This window comes from Streptomyces vulcanius, assembly GCF_042653945.1.
Taxonomy (GTDB): domain Bacteria; phylum Actinomycetota; class Actinomycetes; order Streptomycetales; family Streptomycetaceae; genus Streptomyces; species Streptomyces mangrovi.
In genome coordinates this window covers 26,805-44,369 of record NZ_JBHSFK010000041.1, presented here as the reverse complement: position 1 = coordinate 44,369, position 17,565 = coordinate 26,805, and the positions used below count along the sequence as shown (strand labels likewise).

The window sequence follows — 17,565 nt, the reverse complement described above, 5'->3', positions numbered from 1 at the left end:
GCGCGGACTTCCCTTCCCAATAGTTCAGTACCGGTCGGTGCAGAACAGTAGCATATCAAGACCGACCGGTACTGAATTGCGTTCGCCACCTTGCGGGGATGAAACTGCTGGTCAGCGGGGATCTGTACCGAGTGGTACGCTTGTGGCATGGGTGACTCCCGTAGGGCCGTTATGGGTCGGCCTCGAGGGTTCGACATCGACCAGGCGCTGGAGCGGGCGATGCGGGTGTTTTGGGCGCGAGGTTACGAAGGTGCAAGCCTCGCTGAACTGACCGGCGCCATGGGGATCACCAAGACGAGCATGTATGCGGCCTTCGGCAACAAGGAGCAGTTGTTCCGCAAGGCCCTCCAGCGCTACGGCGCGGGGCCGGCCGCCTACGCCACGCGCGCCCTGGAGGAGCCCACCGCACGGGCTGTGGCCTTGGCGTTCCTCCGCGGAGCGGTCTGCACCACGACCCCTCCCGGCGGCCCCTCCGGGTGCCTGACCGTGCAGGGTGCGCTGGCGTCGAGCGACGAGAGCCGGGCCGTCCACGACCTGCTTGTCGACTGGCGCAACGACGCGGGGGTCCGCCTTGAGGAGCGCTTCCGGCGCGCCGTCAACGAAGGTGATCTTCCGGGCAACGCCGACCCTCGGCGTCTTGCCCGGTTCATCATGACGATGGGTTTCGGCATCGCAGTGCAGGCCGCCAACGGCCTCGGTCCTGCTGAGCTCGATGAGATCGTCGACACGGCGTTGCTCGGCTGGCCTGCGTAGCGGCTGCACCCCTTCGCTCGCCCCGGTGAGACATTCTCCTCGCATGAGGGCCGTGACGGTGCGGCAAAACTTCGGTACCGTCCGGGACAGAAGTTTCGAGCAGAGCATGACCTCCGCTCCGGCGGCCGAAGAAGGGGATCATGTCCGACACCGACCTGCGCGAGTTCTACCTGCGCTACATCGGGGCGCTCAACGCCCACGAGATCCACCGCATGGACGAGTTCATCAACGACGAGACCACCCTGAACGGCGAGCCGGGCACTCGGGACCAGGTCATCGCTGTGCTGAACGGCGACATCGACGCGGTCCCGGACTTCCACTGGGAGCCCCGGGAGATCGCGGTCGATGGTGATCGCCTGGCCGCCCGTCTGACCAACACGGGCACGCCCGCCAAGGAGTGGCTCGGCGTGGCTCCCACCGGCGCCTCGTTCGAGATCGTCGAGTACGCCATCTACCAGGTTCGTGACGGGCGGTTCGTGCACATGACAGCCCTGCACGACGCCGAGACCCTGAGGCGGCAGCTCGGTGCCTGACCCCCGTAAGCCGATCGGCGTCGGCATCGTCGGCCTGAGCGCCACGGGAGGCTGGGCGGCCGGGGCTCACCTGCCCGCGCTGAGCGCCGTCGACGGGATCGAGCTTCGCGCGCTGGCGGCGAGCTCCGAAGCCTCGGCCCAGGCCGCGGGAGCGGCGTATGGCGTACCCGCGTACACGTCGGTCGAGCAGCTCGCCGGCGACGAGAACGTCGACCTCGTTGTTGTCGCCGTCAAAGTGCCTCAGCATCGCGAACTCGTGTTGCCCGTGCTGAAGGCGGGAGTGCCGGTGCTCTCCGAGTGGCCGCTCGCCGTCGACCTGCGCGAGGCCGAGCAGATGGAGCGTGCCGCCGGGACGACGCGCACCTTCGTCGGTCTTCAGGGACGCTCCTCGCCTACCTTCCGCTGGCTGGCCGACCTCGTGTCCGAAGGATTCGTGGGGGAAGTGCTCTCCGCCACCGTCGTGGCGTCTTCGACCGAATGGGGCACTCCGGTGTCTCAGAACATGGTCTACACGCTCGACCGCAAGCTCGGGGCCACGATGCTGACCATCGCGTTCGGACACGCGATCGACCTGGTGTCGATGGTCGTCGGCGAGCTTCAGGAAGTGGTTGCTACGACCGCGACCCGGCGCCGCCACGTTCCCCTCGGGCGCACCGGGCAGGTCGTTCCGATGACCGCCGAGGACCAGATCGCGATCTCGGGCACCGTGGCGGGCGGGGCGATCCTGTCCGTCCACCACCGTGGAGGCGCGGCATCGGGTGCAGGGTTCTCTCTGATCATCGACGGCACGGAGGGGAGACTCGAGATTACCGCCGCCGAGTTCCCGCACATCGGTCCGGTCACGGTGTGTGGCACACGCAGCGGCGGTCGGCCTACGAAGGTCACGCTGCCCAGCGGCTACGACGACTATCCCGGCCTGGCCGGAACAGTGATCCACACGCTGGTGCACGCCTACGCCGCGATTCGGGACGACCTCATCCACGGAACGGCTGTCGCCCCGGACTTCACCCACGCCGTCAAGCGCCACCGACTCCTTGACGCGATCGTACGTTCCGCCGCCACAGGCCAACGAAAAGCCCTCCATCCTTAGGCGCGCAGCCAGTCGATTTCGACACTGTCCGACATCACTTCGCCACATCGGCCCCTGCCATGTGTGCCGGCATACTCGGCCGCACGCTGACCGATCGAGAGCGGACACGAGCGAGCGTGGCGTTCGGCGCAGCAGAACCCGACAACGGCCCTGGCGACAGGTCAGACGATCTTCACCATGGACACCCGCCGACGACCAGCGCGAGTACCCCGCCCGCCCTGCACACCAGACCCGTGACCTGCGTACTTCATGTTGCACAGGTCTCAATGAGCTGGATTGACGAATAGGGGAACGTCGTAATGCGGCTCTCGATGATTGCGATGGGTGGACGCGCATCTGGTGATCGGCACCCCCACTCCGCAGCGGCTCTACCGCATCGTGCAGATGAGCTCGATCTGGCGCTCCGTCGCGGATCCGACGGTCGGCCGGGAGACCGAGAGGACCTTGGCTTCGGTCCGGCCCTCGTGACTGGCTCCCTGAATTCTCCGCCGTCATGTCCGCCGACGCGCCCGAGAGTTCACGGAGACGGGCGACGACGAACTGGATCCGACGAACGGCTCACGGGCGTGAGTCTCCGAGCTGCGAGACCTGCGCTCCATGGCACAGAAGCGGCAGTCGATCTTCCGTTTGACATCCAGTGCAGCCGGTTCACATTCCGCTCGCGGCGCGCCAACTTGACCTCAGCTTCGGCCAGTTCACGGGCCCGGGAGGGAATCGTCCTCTCCGGACGCAGGCTGCCAGATCTGCTCGCCGCCGCGGACACCGATGACGACGCATTCGACGAACTGGTGTCCTATCGGGCGGCGCACTGGCTGGCCTCCTAGGGGCTTGCAAGCGCTGTACCACCAGCAGACGAAGAACATTCTCTGTTCCTACAGCCCGAAGAAACTCGGGTTCTTCCAGAGAAACGAAGTCCGTTGTCTGGAGTGGACGTTGCCCTCTCCAGACAACACCCCCCCAGGCACACCGGGTAGCCGTTCGGTAACCATTTGCTACGGTTTTCGACCGCGTGATCGCCGGTCTGTCCGCTCCTCCTCCCCTTCGTCGCGGGGCATCAGGGCGCCGTCCAGCCAGGCTGTCGTCAGTTCGACGCGGGAGCGGCGGCCGGTGCGCTGGAAGAGCCGGGTGAGGCGTAGTTCCACGGTCTTCTCGCTGCATGCCAGGCGGGCGGCGATCTGACGGTTGGTCGCGCCTTCACCGACCATCGTGATCAGTTGTACGTCCTGCTCGCTCAGGCCCGGCCCGGCCGGGCGGCGGGGCCCTGGCATGCCGCTGCGGTGAGCCGTACCGGACAGCGGGGTGCGGGCAGGGCCCGTTATGCCCAGCCGGGCCGTCGCCCGTGCGATGTCGGCCAGCCAGGGCTTGGGGTCGGTGTCGAGGTCCGCCAGGACGCGGGAGCACTCCAGGGCCAGCGGGAAGTCACCGCGCCCGCTCGCGGACGTGTGGGCCGCTCGCGCGCTCTCCGTGTCCCGGTGCACCACGCCTCGCGCCAGAAGGAGTGCCTCGTACGCCAGGGGGGAGCCCGTCTCGTCGTGCAGAGCCGTCAGTTCCCGTACGACGCGTCGGGTCTCCGGCCGGTCGACGTCGAGACCGCCGCCGGGACCGCCGTTCGGACCGTTGTGCGGACGGCCGTTCGGACCGTTGTGCGGTCCGTTGTCCAGGGTGAAGCGCAGGATGCGCAGCAGAAGCCGTTCCGTGCCTGCTGCCAGGCCGGCCTCGTCCCGCGCCCGTGCCACATCCCGCCAGGCGCCTTCCAGGGCCTCGTCCGGGCGTCCCGACCAGGAGCGGACCGTCAGGCGGACCCGGGCGGCCAAGGGGTGGGCGATCGTGTCGGGGATCAGTTCCAGCCAGCTGCGGGCCCGTGCCAGGTCGCCCCGGAAGCAGTGGATTTCGGCTGCCAGGGCGCGCACGGCCGGGTGACCGGCAGTGGAGACGGGGTGCGTGGCGCGCGTTCGGGCCTCGATGCGTCGGGCTGTGGACAGGGCGGCGTCCCAGTCGCCCGTGTGATAGGCGAGGACCATGGCGTGGTGGCGGGCGGCGGCGCTGTTCCCCGTGGCGCGGTAGCGGTCGCCGAGCACCGCTCGGAGGCCGCCTGCCAGGTCGCCGTACGATGCGGCTGCCCGCAGCCGGAGTTCGGCCGCCCCGTCCAGCGCCTCCGGGGGCAGGGCACGGCGGGCGCGGTTCCACGGGGTGCGGTTGCCTGTGGCTGCGGACAGCAGGCGCAGTTCGGCCGGGGTGGGCAGCGGCGCTTCGGAGGTTCGGGCCGGTGTCGCGGTCGGACAGGGGGCGGGTGGAGCCTCCGGGCCGATTCCGTACCGGCTTGCCGCCGCGAGCAGTTCGGCGGTCAGCGCGCGGTGGCCGGGGGGATCGGCCGGGAGGGTGTGCTCGTGCAGGGCGGACAGGGTCCAGGCCTGCGCGGTGAAGTGCAGAGATGCGGTGGCCTCGGCGCTGTGCCGGTCGTGCCGGGCGGTGTCCGGAGCGGTTTCCAGGGCCGCGCGCAGGGGTTGCTCCAGTTCCATGACCTCGGCGTGGGCCGCGCGGGCCAGACCCAGTGCGGCGGCCCGGCGCAGTACGTCGGGGGTGCGGGGGTCGTCCGGAGGCAGGCGGCGGAGCGCCGATGTGTAGGCGCGCAAGGCGCGGGGCTGGTCCGCGCGGGTGTCCTTGCGGGCGGCGGCGAGGAGCAGCGGGATGGCTGTGGCGTCCTCCAGGGCCTGGCCCGCGGCTGTCACATGGTCGGCGAGCCGGGGGTGGCCGGTTCCTGCGGCAGCCGGGCCCAGGCGGTCGGCCAGTGGCCGTACCACGGCCGCGTGGAGTGCGGGGACCGTGCGCGAGGGGTGGCCGGGGTGGGGCAGGGTCAGCAGTGCGGTGGCCAGCGCGGGCACCGCGAAGGCGATACGTTCGCCCCGGTCGCGGTCCAGGGTGAGTACGCCGCTTCGGAACAGGGTGTCCATGGCCTGGGCCGACGTCCCGGTGTGCGAGGTGCCGGTGTCCGTGCCGGTGGCTGTCAGGCGGTGCAGGTCGGGCAGGGACAGTTCGGCGCGGTGGGTGAGGTGGGCCAGAGTGGCTGCCGCTTCCGTCGCCGTGCGGCCGGGGTGAGGGTGTCCCTGCCGGGTGAGACGGATCAGGCCGAGACGGGTCAGGCTGAGACGGATCAGGGCGTCGGCATGTGTGGTGACCGGCAGGGGGAGGGTGACGGCGCCACGGGCCTGCGGGGGACCCAGTCGGCCGTCCACCTCCGGCAGTGCGGCGCTGTCCGCCAGGTCGGCGAGGAGGGCCAGGAGGGCTTGGGGGTTGCCCGCCAGGGTGCCGAGGTCATGGGTCACCGCCTCGACCAGTTCCCGTTCCACAGGCCGGCCCAGGCGACGCTCGACGAGTTCGGCCACGGCTCGGGGATGCAGGGGCGGCAGGTCGAGGACCTGGTCGACCGCGGCAAGCAGGGGCGAGCCGCTGTCCTCGCGGTGAGTCGGCGGGTGACCCGGTGCGTGCGGTGGCCCGGCGGCCAGTACCACCGGCAGGCCCGCCGGGCGGAACACCCGCAGCAGCAGTGCGAGGGCGGCGACCGTCGCGGGCGGCAGCCGTTCCATGCCGTCGCCGATCAGAGCGAGCGGGGATCTCTGGGCGGCGGTCGTCAGTGCTTCGCCCAGCGCGGCCAGGACGGCGAGCGCTGCGGGTGAGGCCTGGGGATCCGCGTGGGGCGCGGGGCGGTCTTCGGCCAGTCGGGACCGGGCGCGGCGTACGGCGTTCACCCGGGCCGTGAGGCGGGTGTCACGGATCTTGGCGAGGAGCCCGCACACCGCGTCGGCGAGCGGTCCGGCGGCGACCGCCGCCCCTTCCTCGTCCCGGTCACCGGGGTTCGGCGGTCCGTCGGTGCTCCGGCCCTCGAAGGCGGCCGGTACGGGCAGTCGCAGCACGCGCACACCGTCACCCACCGCCGCCGACCGGGCCGCCTCCAGCACCGTGGTCCTCCCGGAACCGGGTCCGCCGGTGACGAGCAGCGTGCTGGGTTCGGTGGTGGCGCGCAGGACACGGGCGATCGCGGCGATCTCGGTGTCCCGGCCGATCGGACCGGAGTGCGCCACGGGTAAGGGGTTCGGCGGCACGGCGACTCCTCGCTTCGTTCGTCGCTTCCTTCGCCCGGACAGCCGGGCCCCGCCGTTCGGTCTCCGACGACGTCCCACGTCCAGAGGGGATCGCGTGGCGGTCCCAGCCGTTTACGCACCGGGCGCAGCAATAATTGCAGTCGCCCTTACGGTCCGGTCGACCGGGTTTGCCCCGGCACGGGGAATCGGCCTGCCCAGGCAACGCACGCGGCACTAGGAGCACGGACTGTGGCAGGTCGGAGAAACACCGAGCTGGTCCCGGGCGGCACTGCCGCCCGGCTGGACCATTCGTACGAGCAAGTGGTCGGCCGGGACGAGGAATTGGGGGATGTCCATACGCGACTGAGGGATCCTGACGGGCCGCGTCTGGTCGTCGTCCGGGGTGAACGGGGCGTGGGACGGAGCGCGTTCGTGCGGACGCTCGGGGAGCGGCTCCGGACGGAGGGGGTCGCGGTGCTGCCGCTGGCCTGTGCGGTCGGGGACACGGAACACCCTCTGTTGCTGGCGTTGCGTCTGGTCCGGGCGCTGCCCATGGCACGGTCGGCCGGGCCCGGGGCCGGGCGTGGCCGAGGCAGGGTGCGGTCCGACACGGATGCGCTGGCCGCTGTCGAGGCGGGGGATCCGGTGGCGATGCGCCTGGTGCTCGGTGCGGCGGTCGCATCGGGGCAGGCAAGGGGTGCGAGGCCGACGGTCGTGGTGATCGAGGACGCCGAACATGCCGACGCCGACTCCCTCGGCCTGCTGGGCGGAAACGGCGGCGACGGTCTCTTTCCGCCGGACGTCCGACTGTTGGTCACCGTCGTCGAGCGTGGAACGGCGTGCGAGGGCGGGACAGGCGTCGGGGGCGACGGCGAGGTCGAGGCCGAGGGCGGGGTCGAGGGCGGGGCCGAATCCGAGGGCGGGGTCGGCAACGCGTCGGCCGGGTCGGGCAGTCGGCGGCCCGTGGACCGGCTGGCGGGCGAGTTGTCCTCGTACTCCCTCGTGCTCCGGCGGCTCGGTGAGCCGGAGGTCGCCGCCATGGTGGCCGGGCGGTTGCAGGCGACTCCGCAGCCGGATCTGGTGCGGCGGGTGCACCAGTTCGGCCGTGGTGTGCCGGCGGCGGTCGACGCCCTGCTGACCGGGTGGGTACGGGAGGGCGCGATCCGGGTGGCCGACGGCCACGCCTTCCTGAGCGTCCGCGTTCCGGTGCCGCTGCTGCCGTACGACCACCCGCTCGTCGCGGAACTGCGGGCGCTCGGTGAGCCGTACGGGACGGTGGCCGGGGCGCTGAGCATCCTGTGGCCGCTGGGCCGGGCGGCGCCGACCCGCACGGCGGCGGTGACCGGGCTGTCCGCCGAGGAGACGTGGGCCGCGCTGCGTGCACTCTGCTGCGCGGGGATCGTGGCGGAACTGACGGAACCGGCGCAGCCGGAGGAGGGCGCGGACGGCTCGGAGGGGCCGTGCGACGGTGGTCGGCGCGTCCGGGGCTGGATGTTCCGCCTGCCTCTGGTGGAACACACCGTCCGGGAAGGGCTCGGGCCGCTGGAACGGGCGCGGCTGTCGGCTGCGGCGGTGTCCGAGCTGTGGGGTGAAGGGACCGGGGGCGAGCACCTGCCCGCGGAGGCGGGCGGCGGCGGCCTGCTGGCCGAGGCCGATGCCGTGACCTATCCGGCCGACCGGATCGCGGACGCGGGTGTGCTGGTCGACCGGGAGCGGGCCGTCGCAGAGCTGGTACGGACCGCGGATCGGCTGCTTCCCGATGTCCAGGGGCCGGGCCTGCTGCGGTACCTGCGGGCGGCCCTCGACCTGATCGAGGATCCCGGTGCGCGCGAACACATGCTGCTGCGGTACGCGAAGGCCGCCTACGTGGTCGGCGACTACTCGCGCGCGCGGGCCACGGGTGAGGAGATCCTGCGCGACCCCGCCGACAGCCTCACCGATGACCTGCTCCAGGACGTCGCCCTGCTGCTGGTCGCCGCGACGGCCGCCTCGGAGGACTGGGCGCAGGTGTCCCGGATGGCTTCCGCGCACTGGTGGCGGGACCTGCCGCTGCCCCCGATAGCGGCCCTGACGGGCCAGGCGCTGGCGCTCGGCAACACGGAGCGGTGGCACGAGGCGCGTGATGTGCTGCTGCGGACCGAGCCGGTGTGGCGGACCGGCACCCGTGAGCAGTGGAACCCCGAGTGGTTCCGGGTCTGTGCCGAGTGGGTGCTCGGCCGGCCGGAGCGGTTCTGGCAGCTGCTGAGCGCTCCGTACGGGCCTGACATGACGCCCGACTCCAAGCACGCTCTCAGCATGGCCGCGGCCGATCAGCTCCTCGGCGCCCGGGATCTGCACGGTACGACGCGACTGCTGGCCTTCCGCGGTCTGTCGCCGGAGTGGATGCCGCCGTACACCCGCTTCCTGTGGCTGCACCTTCAAGGGCGTTGGGACGAGGCGCTGGCGGTCGCGCGCTGGATGCTGGCGAACCGGCAGGCGTTCAACCCGGCGCCGAGCCACCATCTGCTCCCCGCCCGGACGGCCGCCATGCTCCTGGCCAAGGGGCGCGCCACCAGTGCGCGACGGCTGCTGGACAGTGCGCGCAACCACCGCGAAGGGCCGCTGGAACTCTTCCTGGACCAGGCCGAGGCCGAGGTGCTGCATGCCCTCGGCGAGGCGGGCGAGGCCGAGCGGATCCTGCGCCGCGCACTGGCGGTGGCGGGCGAGCGCGGACATGCCTACGGCACCGACGAGTTGTGGGCCCTCCTGGCCGAACTCCTCGCGGAGGCCGGGCGGGTCCCCGAGGCGGCCGACGCGCTGGCGAACCTGGAGACGCTCACGGAGCGCACCGGGGGCGAACGGACCCGGTTGTTGTGGTTGTTGACGTCGGCGCGGGTCGCGGCTGCGGGCGGCCCCGGTGGTCCTGACTGTGGACGGGAGCGGTTGCCGGCCGCCGTGGAGCTGGCCCGCGCGCGTGAGCAGCCGTTCGAGACGGCGGTCGTCCTGGTGTCCGCCGCCCGTTCGGGGGCCGGCCACGAGGAACTGCTGTACGAGGCGTACGACCTGTTCGGCGAGGTCGGTGCCGCGCTGTGGCGATTCCATGCCCGTACGGCGATGCGTGAGGCCGGGCTGGCCGTGCCGGATCGTCGGCAGGTGACCGTCGAGAACGAGCAGTTGCTCGCCACCCTGATCACGGAGGGCCTCAGCAACCGCCGGATCGCCTCGGTGCTGCGCGTGAGCGAGGACGCGGTGGCCAACCGGCTGACGCGGCTGCTGAGCCGTACCGGACTGCGGTCCCGTACGGAGGTGGCCACGGCGGTACTGACCAGCAGTGCGCCGGCCTGGCCGGTGCGGTGAGCCTGTCGGGGTGGCAGAACTCGTGCCAGGTTTCCCTATTCCTTGGTGCACGGGTGGTATTTGCCTGCCGGATGTGGGGCGGGATCATGACAGCATCGGCCTCCCGTTGCTCTGATTCCCCAACCGTGACATCTGTGACATCGACGATATCCGTGCCCTTCACAACGCCTGATGTCGTTCCGTCACCCTGGTACCCAGTGGAGGGCGAATGCCCCGGTCGGCGTCCACGCTCACCGTTCGGGTGGCGATCCACGCCCCCGATGCCGTCATACGTGTCGGACTGGCCAACCACCTCCAGTTCGACCGGCGGATCACCGAGGTTCCGCCCAGCAGCACCGGCGAGGCCGATGTGACGGTGGTGGCGGTGGACTCCGCCGACGCCGGCACCCTGGACGTGCTCGCCGCGCTGTCCGACCGCGGTGATTCACGCTTCGTGCTCGTCGTCGGCCGGCAGTGGCAGACCAACATCTTCACCGCCGTGGACCGGGGGGTACGTGCCGTGCTGTGGCGGGACTCCTTCACCCCCGCCGCGTTCGTGCGGGCGCTGATCACCGTCGCGGAGGGCGGGGGCAGCTTTCCGCCGGCCCTACAGGGCGTGCTCATGGAGCAGGTCCAGTGGACCCACCGCAAAGTCCTCACCCCGCACGGCCTGACGGCTTCGGGTGTCACACCACGTGAGGCGGATGTGCTGCGGCTGATCGCGGACGGCAAGGAGCTGTCGGAGATCGCGGAACTGCTCTCGTACTCCGAGCGCACCATCAAGTACATCCTGTCCGGTCTGATGAAGCGTCTGGAACTGCGCAACCGCGCGCACGCCGTGGCCCACGCCATACGCTCCGGCCTGATCTGACCCGGCACACCGGCATGTCCTGCCCGGTGTGCCGACTCGGATCGGTTGGCCTCAGGTGAGGTCACGCCAGGTCAGTTGACGATCCACTCGTGGTCGTCGGTGGGGCTGCACGGGTAGACGCCCAGCCGGGCGTCGGGGCCGCCGGAGCCGTCCTCGCCCCACACCTCCAGGCACATGCCGTTGCTGGCCTTGTTGTGGATCCAGTACTGGCCGTTGCCCCGGCTCTCCAGCCACCACAGCTGGTTGTCGGCCTTGGTTCCGGTGCAGGTGCCCTCCCTGACGTGGGTACGCATGGCGACCGCGCCGGTTCCCGGGAGGTCCATGCACAGGCCGTCCTTGACGTTGCGGATCTGGAAGACGTCCGCCCCGTCCGCGCCAAGTCCCTCGTAGCGCTTCTCGAAGTCCCACATCTGGTTGTCGACGGTGCCCCGGTAGCAGTACTCCTGGAAGACCCCGGCGCCGAGCTTCCCCTTGGCCGAGCCGCCCAGGTCGGCGCACATGCCCGTGACCGCGCTCTTCAGCATGACGTTCTTGCGATTGGCGATATCGACGGTGGGCTGCGCCACCACCTTGGGGGTCAACGCCGCCTTCGGGGTCTGTGACGCCGTGGTCTTCGAGCCGGAGGTGGAGGTGGAGGCGGACTTCTCCGTCCGGGCGGCGGCGGGGCTCCCGCTCTGGATTCCCGGCTTGTTCCGGTCCGTGTCCGTGGAGCCCGTACCGGCGGCGCTCGTGGTCGGAGTGGGGCTCGCGGTAGGTGACGCGGTGCCGTAGGCGGGTGTGGGCGCACCCGGTCGGAGCTGCTTCGGCAGCACCACACCGGAGGCCCGTTCGGTCTGCTCGGTGGACCGGTCGTCGTCGTCCTCGCCGATGAAGAGCAGCGGTACGGCGAGCAGCAGCGCGCCCACGATGCCCGCGCCCGCCAACAGGGCCTTGGCCGGGCGGCCGGAGGGCGGCTCACCGTCGTCGCCGTCGGCCTCGACGGTCGCGGTGACCTGCGTGTCGTCGTCCGAGGCCGATGCCGCGGCTGCGGTCGCAGCGGTCGCTGCGGTGGGGGCAACTGATCCGACTGGGCCGGCCGACGCGGCTGCCGCCACCCCGGACGTCTCGGACGACTCCCCCGCCGGGCCGCCGGACCGGGCCCCCAACGCAGCCGGAACAGTGCCGGACGTCCCTTCCGGAACGGACACCCGGGACGCCTCCCCCGAGGAGGCGGAAGGGGAACCGGAGGCCACCGGCGGCATGAGGGACTCATCCGGCTCCCCCGGTGCGGCGGGCACCGCGATGGCACGGCGTACCGCGGGGACACCGGGTCCCGTGCGCTCCTGACGAGGCATGTCGTCTCCGTTCTCGGATCTTCAGTCGGCGTGCGGCGCCGTATGCGGCGCCTGCGGGGTGGTGTGCGCCGGGCCGATCGGCCCATGGCACAGGCCCGGCCACGCATAGGCACCGGGCGCGGGGGACCGGCCGCGCAGCGTGTCGTCCAGGTGGACGAGCACGGCGCGGTCGGCGTCGTCGAGTTCGCGATGCTGTGGGAGGGGACCGCCCGAGGCGCCCGGGGCACCGGCCGGCAACTCGCGGAGCATGATCATCGGGGCCGGTCCGGACCGCCGTACGTCGAGCACGCGCAGCCGGGTGCCCGGCGCGAACAGCACCTGTTCGCCGCCCGCTCCGTCGCTCGGGCGGTCAGTCAGCTGGCGGACCCGCCGCCCGGTCGCGGACCAGATGACGTACTGCGGCCCACCGGGAAGCTGTCCAGCGGCCCCGACGGGCACGGCGCCCAACGGGGCCGGGTCGCGCAGGAGAGTGCAGGCGGCCAGGTCGTCGAGGGGCACGTCTCCGGCACCGCGCACGGCGACACCCCGGTAGGAGGGCATGCGGCGGAGGGCCGAGGCGAGGCAGGCGACGTAGGGCAGAAGGCGTTCGTCACCGCATCGCAGCCCCCGGACGACCGCTTCGGGGGCGAGCGGGCCGTCCGGGGAGTTCAGGTAGATGTGCAGTGCGATCACATCGGCGCGGGCGGCCTCCTGCTCCTGGGCGCGCAGAGCGGGCATCCGGATGAGGGCACGGGCCACGGCAGCCCCGTGCCGCTCCCACACGCCCTCGGCCAGCTCCCGGAACGCCCGCCGCTCGTCCTCGGTGCTGATGTGCCCGGGGTGGAACGGGACGGGAAGCCCTTCGGGCGCGGGCAGCCGGGATCGTTCCGGCAACTCATCGGCTGTGGGCTGGCGTTGGTGCTCGGGCAGCTCGGTGGGCGGCGATGTGTGCGGCCCACGGGAGGGGGCCGGGTGAGCCTCCCCGGCCTCTGCCGAGGGCGGCGGCGTGGTCGCGGTGCTCGGGGCGGGCGTGCGCCGGGCCTCCGCCGGGTCGCTCCCCTCCGGCCGCACCGGGGACGGTTCCGGTACGACCGGCGGCGCAGGAGCCTCGGCGCGCTCCGGTGCCGACGCGGCGGCGCGGTTGCGGGTGTCCGTCGCCGTCACGGGGGTGGCAGCAGGTTGAGCCGCCGGATCGATACCGGCCAACGGCCCGTCGGCTGCGATTGGTTCGACGGCTTCGGCGGGCTGCGGCGTGGTTGTAGGGACCCGGACGGGCGGGAGTTGAGGTGCCACCGCCTCCGGGTGCTCCCGAGCGCCCGGCGCCGGTACGGCGGCGCGGTTGAGGACGTCCGTTGCCGCTGCGGGGGCGGCGGGTCGTGCCGACCGGTCGACGCCGGCCAACAGCCCGTCAGGTGCGGTGGGTTCGGCGGGCGGGAGCTGAGAATCCGGTGGCTTCGGCGCCTCGGTGCGTTCCGCGCGTTCCGGCGTCGGGCGGGAGGGGTTTCGCTCCGGGCGGAGCGGCCCTTCGGGTGCTGGGTTCTCCGGCTGCGGGGTGCGTGTCCGCGGCACGGGGGCAGTTGGCCGCATGAGAGGTTCGGGCTCGGCCAACGGCCCGTCCGCCGAGCTGAGTTCGGCAAGGACCTGGCGCGCGGCGCTGGCAAGCGGCGGTCGGGCGGGGGTAGGTGCGGCGGGTACGGTCGCCCTTGGAGCGGCCGGAACCATGCCGGATCCCATGCCCTCGGCCGGTGCGGCAGCCCGTACCGCCTGCGGGGCCGGATTCCCCCCGGCCTGGGGCAGCCGGGCCGGCTCCTCGGTCGGTGCCGCCGTCTGGGCAGGCGAGCCTCCGGCCGGTGCCGTTGTCCGGCCGTGCGGATCCCCGGCCGGTGTCTGTGTGCCGCGCTGGGCACCCTCCGGTGCCGGTGTGCCGTGCGGATCCCCCGCCGGTACCGGTGCAGCGGGCTGGGCACCCGCCGATGTCGGGGTGGCGGACTGGGCACCCGCCGGTGCTGCCGCCCGGGCAGACGAGCCCCCCGCCTGTGCCGTTGCTCGGGCGGGCGGAACTCCGGTCGGTGTCACTGCCCCCTGCGGCTCCCCCGGTGGTGCGGCCTGGCCGCCCTGCCCGGCCCCCGCCATCCGGCCCTGCTGGGCGCCTGTCGGTGCCGTCAGGCCGCCCCGCTGAGTCGCCCCCGCCACCCCCGCCACCCCCGCCGCCCGACGCGGGGCCGGGAGAGGCGGGGCGGTGAAGCGGACGGCGCGGATGCCGTGTTCGGCCGCCGTACGGCGGAGTTCGGCGCCCCCGTCGAGGCAGGTGCCCCGCATGTACAGCCGTACCCGGCGGCGGACGTCGGGCCACAGCGAGGCCAGCAACTGGGACAGCACGGGCCAGAGCGAGGCGTCGAGTTCCTCCCCGGGGCGGCCGATCTCGATGGTCGGACTCTCGGCGTCCACCGGCTGGTGCACCGGCGAGGGTTCCCCCTCCGTCCCGGAGATGTACAGCCCCGCCCGGGTCACCGTCGCCTGCCAGTGCTCCGACAGCCGCACGACGCCCGTCCCCGTCTGCTCGCCGGTCACCGGCGACTCCCAGCGCAGCAGCCGCGGCGTGGGGACGGTACCGTCCTCCGCCGGGGGCAGGCACATCACCGAGTCCACGAAAGGCCGCCACTTCGGCTCCCCGTCGGCGCCCACCAGCACCGACCGCACCGGCGCGGGCCCGTCGCCGGCCCCGGGGCCGAGGAACGGCAGCCCGGTGTACACCACCACTCCCGCGCCGAGCCGCTCGGCCACGGCCTGCCCGGTGCGCAGCACGTCCCGTGGGCCGCCCGGAGCCAGCCGTACGGTGGACCGTACTGCCGTGGGCAGTTCGCCCAGCAGATCGCTCACTTCCCCACCGAGGACGTCCTCGTCCTCCGGCATACCCAGCAGCACCAACGGCCCCCGGGGATCCACCGGGACGGCGTAGCACAGGTCTCCCGGGCGCGGGGCGGCCGCCTGCCCGGAGCGCGCCAGCACACCGGCCGGGATCGGGTCGATCACGTAGCCGCCGGAGGTGCGTGCGGGCAGCTCCTCCACGGCGGGCTGCCAGCCGGGGGCCGGCTGGCGGGCGCCGAGCCGGTCCGGCTCGGCGCCCGGCGCGAACCGCCACCAGCTGCCGTGTGCGAAGAGCGTGCCGCCGGGCACCACGGACACGGGGCCGTCCGGCGCGATCACCGTCAGCTTCCAGCCGTCCGCGAGACGGCGGGCCAGCGCCGGACGGTCCGGACGACCCTCCCCTGTCCCGGACATGACGAGCCGGACCGTCTCCACGCGGTCGTCGCGCAGCACCGAGAGGACCGCGCCCAGACGAGCCCACAGCCCGGCTGCCCGCGTCGCGCCCGCGCCGAAGACGACCGTCACGGTGTGCTCTGCCTCGCCGGCCAGTGCCCGCACCAGGTCGGTCAGGTCGACGGGGTCCAGTGCGTCGTCGGGGGTACGCAGCAGCCGCAGGCCGTCGTACTCCTCCACCAGCAGCCCGTCCCCGGCCCCGGCAGCCGCCCGCGCCGACTCCGCCCCGGGCGCGGCAGCTTCGGGGCGGCGCTCCCTGCCCTGGCCGAACCAGCGCGACCGACGGCCGCTCCGGGTCACCGGCGCACTGCCCGGAACCGGGACAGGGCTGCGGTCTCACTCATGATGGTTCGTCACCTTGTGGGGTTGCAGGGGGTGTTGTGCGGTACGGGACCCTCGGCGTCGTCGCCGACGGATGGGGCAGGCGGGCATGCACACCGGCAGCCTAGGGAGCCGGGGCGGCGGCACACCGGCGCACCGGCGCGTGATTGCACCTGGGGCCACCCAACTCTGCCCGCCTCGGCGGTGGCCGCCGGTTGACCACGGATCAGTCGCCAGGAAGGTCTCCCGAGCCGCGCGTGCCCGCGCTGCAAGAAGGCAGCGGCTGCCGTCCGTCCTGCGGGGCAGTCCGGTGGATCAGCTGTCCCGGGTACTCGGTGCGGCAGGGGTCGGGTGGGCGGACTCGGCGGGGGGCCACGCATCGCCCTCGTCGATGCCGATATCGAAGTCGAAGTCGACGGCGGGGGCGGCCTCGCTGTCCGAGGCGCTCCCCTCGTTCGCGAAGGAGCCGCTCTCCGTCGGCACCCTCGGCGCGGCTTCGGCTTCGGCTTCGGCCTTCGTTTCGGCTTCCGCCACCGCGTCCCGGAGGGCATTCATGTCGACGACCATGCTCACCGTCGCCGACGGGTTGACGCACAGGCTGTGGTCGGCGGGCAGGCGGTCCAGCAGGTCGGAGGTCTTCAGCAGCTCGAACGCCAGCCGCCCGTAGCGGTGGAGAAAAGTGGGAGAGCTGAACACCAGGACGACGGCCTCCCCGTCCGGTGTCGCGGCGGAGACCGGTGTGCCGTCGAGGCCGACCAGAACGGCCAGTTCGGCGGTGGCCAGTTCCCGGGTGACGGTGTCGGCGGGGGCGTAGCCGGTCGTGGCCAGCTGGATGGCCGCGTCGATCACGTCCAGGGGTTCCGGCCACTCCTGTGCGGCAGGGGACGGCTTGTAGGCCTCGTTGTCCTGCCACTCCACGATCTCGCCGTCCAGGCCCGAGCGCCACTGCCCGACCACCGCCCACTCCGGCGGTGCCCCCTTGCCCTGCCAGGTCGGGTCGACGAAGTACAGCCAGTGGTCGGGGAGGAGCTTGGCCGCCTTGACGAACTCCTCGGGCGGGGCGGGGTCGAAGGCGACGGCCGAGGCGTCGGCGGCTGAGTTGGGGGTCGTGTCGGTGTCGGTGGCTGCGACGGCGGTTATGGCGTCGGCGGTGGCTGCGTCGGCTTCGGTGGTCGCGTCAGCGGCCGTCGTGTCGGTGGTGGGCTCGCTCATTGGTCCTCTGGTCCTCGGGCGATCGGTGGTCGGTCTGTCGCTGGTCCAACTGGTCAGCGGGGTCGGGTCAGCTGGGGCGGGTCGTCGCGGTCGGCTCGCTCCCGTCGCTCCGTACGTCCGGCTCCGCCTCCGCCGCCTCGGCCAGCGCTTCCGCCAGCCCGTCCATGGCCAGCACCATGCTCACCGCCGCCGAGCTGTTGAGGCACAGGCTGTGCCCCTCGGGAATCCGGCCCAGGACATCGGCGATCCGCACCTGCTCGAACCCAAGGGGCCCCGTCCGGTGGAGGTGGCGTGGCGAGGTGTAGACCGGGACGACCGCCGTGCCGTCGGGGGCCGACGCGCACACCGGCTCGCCGTCCGCCGTGACCAGCATCGCCACCTCGGCCCCGGCCAGGGCCGCAGTGACGTCCGACGGCGGGCCGTAGCCGGTGGTGGCGAGCTGGATGGCACGGTCCACGTCGTCGGTGGGCTCGGGCCATCCCCGGGCCCCCGGCGACGGCCGGTAGTCCTCGTTGGCCACCCACTCGACGATCTCGCCGTCGGCGTCGGAGCGCCACTGGCCGACCACCGCGAACTCGGGCGGCGGGGCCTCGCCGCGCCAGGTGGGGTCGGTCAGGTAGAGCCAGCGGTTCGGCGCGGCCTTGGCGGCCCTGACGAAATCCTCCGGCGGTACGGGGCCGACTCCGGGGCCGACCTCCGGGCCGGCCGGGGCGGGGGCGCCGCTGGACTCACTCAACTTGTTCTCGCTCACTGTGCT

The 17,565-nt window shown here is 72.6% G+C and carries 12 protein-coding genes; 7 read left to right on the top strand and 5 right to left on the bottom strand.

The window, feature by feature from the left end; genetic code table 11:
- Positions 1–147 precede the first annotated feature (147 nt).
- From ACFPIH_RS43300 to ACFPIH_RS43280, 5 genes are all read left to right on the top strand, one after another.
- Entirely contained in the window at positions 148–753 is a 606-nt protein-coding gene (locus tag ACFPIH_RS43300; RefSeq protein WP_381183872.1) for a TetR/AcrR family transcriptional regulator, read from the top strand.
- Positions 754–893: 140 nt separating this feature from the next.
- On the top strand, positions 894–1,286 hold the full coding sequence (locus ACFPIH_RS43295) for an ester cyclase (RefSeq protein WP_381183869.1): 393 nt from the start codon (positions 894–896) through the stop codon (positions 1,284–1,286).
- Positions 1,279–2,376 carry a Gfo/Idh/MocA family protein gene (locus ACFPIH_RS43290; protein ID WP_381183868.1) on the top strand — a complete coding sequence of 366 codons (1,098 nt, stop codon included), beginning with the start codon at positions 1,279–1,281 and terminating at the stop codon, positions 2,374–2,376. Before ACFPIH_RS43295 ends, ACFPIH_RS43290 begins: the two co-directional genes overlap by 8 nt.
- 324 nt (positions 2,377–2,700) lie before the next feature.
- A complete protein-coding gene (locus ACFPIH_RS43285; protein WP_381183865.1) occupies positions 2,701–2,844 on the top strand; it encodes a hypothetical protein in 144 nt (47 codons plus the stop codon).
- 206 nt (positions 2,845–3,050) lie between these two features.
- Entirely contained in the window at positions 3,051–3,200 is a 150-nt protein-coding gene (locus ACFPIH_RS43280; protein WP_381183862.1) for a hypothetical protein, read from the top strand.
- Positions 3,201–3,368: 168 nt separating this feature from the next.
- On the opposite strand, the gene ACFPIH_RS43275 is transcribed toward ACFPIH_RS43280, so the two are convergent.
- Positions 3,369–6,476 (bottom strand): helix-turn-helix transcriptional regulator, encoded by a 3,108-nt coding sequence (locus ACFPIH_RS43275; protein WP_381183859.1) that lies wholly within the window; start codon positions 6,474–6,476, stop codon positions 3,369–3,371.
- A gap of 228 nt (positions 6,477–6,704) precedes the next feature.
- Between ACFPIH_RS43275 and ACFPIH_RS43270 the strand changes: the two genes are divergently transcribed.
- The gene (locus ACFPIH_RS43270; protein ID WP_381183856.1) at positions 6,705–9,791 is read left to right on the top strand and encodes an AAA family ATPase; all 3,087 of its coding nucleotides are present in this window, start codon (positions 6,705–6,707) and stop codon (positions 9,789–9,791) included.
- Between the two features lie 208 nt (positions 9,792–9,999).
- On the top strand, positions 10,000–10,641 hold the full coding sequence (locus ACFPIH_RS43265; RefSeq protein ID WP_381183853.1) for a response regulator transcription factor: 642 nt from the start codon (positions 10,000–10,002) through the stop codon (positions 10,639–10,641).
- Between the two features lie 71 nt (positions 10,642–10,712).
- On the opposite strand, the gene ACFPIH_RS43260 is transcribed toward ACFPIH_RS43265, so the two are convergent.
- The 4 genes from ACFPIH_RS43260 to ACFPIH_RS43245 all read right to left on the bottom strand — a co-directional run bounded on the left by ACFPIH_RS43260 (position 10,713) and on the right by ACFPIH_RS43245 (position 17,559).
- On the bottom strand, positions 10,713–11,975 hold the full coding sequence (locus ACFPIH_RS43260) for an RICIN domain-containing protein (protein ID WP_381183851.1): 1,263 nt from the start codon (positions 11,973–11,975) through the stop codon (positions 10,713–10,715).
- Between the two features lie 21 nt (positions 11,976–11,996).
- The gene (locus tag ACFPIH_RS43255) at positions 11,997–15,575 is read right to left on the bottom strand and encodes a hypothetical protein (protein WP_381183848.1); all 3,579 of its coding nucleotides are present in this window, start codon (positions 15,573–15,575) and stop codon (positions 11,997–11,999) included.
- Between the two features lie 336 nt (positions 15,576–15,911).
- Positions 15,912–16,808: a type VII secretion system-associated protein gene (locus ACFPIH_RS43250; RefSeq protein WP_381183845.1), complete on the bottom strand. Its 897-nt coding sequence runs from the start codon at positions 16,806–16,808 to the stop codon at positions 15,912–15,914.
- A gap of 67 nt (positions 16,809–16,875) precedes the next feature.
- A complete protein-coding gene (locus tag ACFPIH_RS43245) occupies positions 16,876–17,559 on the bottom strand; it encodes a type VII secretion system-associated protein (RefSeq protein WP_381183843.1) in 684 nt (227 codons plus the stop codon).
- Positions 17,560–17,565: the final 6 nt, after the last annotated feature.

Bases quoted from the DNA above. Each gene is read 5' to 3' on its own strand.
- ACFPIH_RS43295 (WP_381183869.1), top strand. From the start codon at position 894: ATGTCCGACACCGACCTGCGCGAGTTCTACCTGCGCTACATCGGGGCG.
- ACFPIH_RS43250 (WP_381183845.1), bottom strand. From the start codon at position 16,808: ATGAGCGAGCCCACCACCGACACGACGGCCGCTGACGCGACCACCGAA.
- ACFPIH_RS43260 (WP_381183851.1), bottom strand. From the start codon at position 11,975: ATGCCTCGTCAGGAGCGCACGGGACCCGGTGTCCCCGCGGTACGCCGT.
- ACFPIH_RS43300 (WP_381183872.1), top strand. From the start codon at position 148: ATGGGTGACTCCCGTAGGGCCGTTATGGGTCGGCCTCGAGGGTTCGAC.
- ACFPIH_RS43265 (WP_381183853.1), top strand. From the start codon at position 10,000: ATGCCCCGGTCGGCGTCCACGCTCACCGTTCGGGTGGCGATCCACGCC.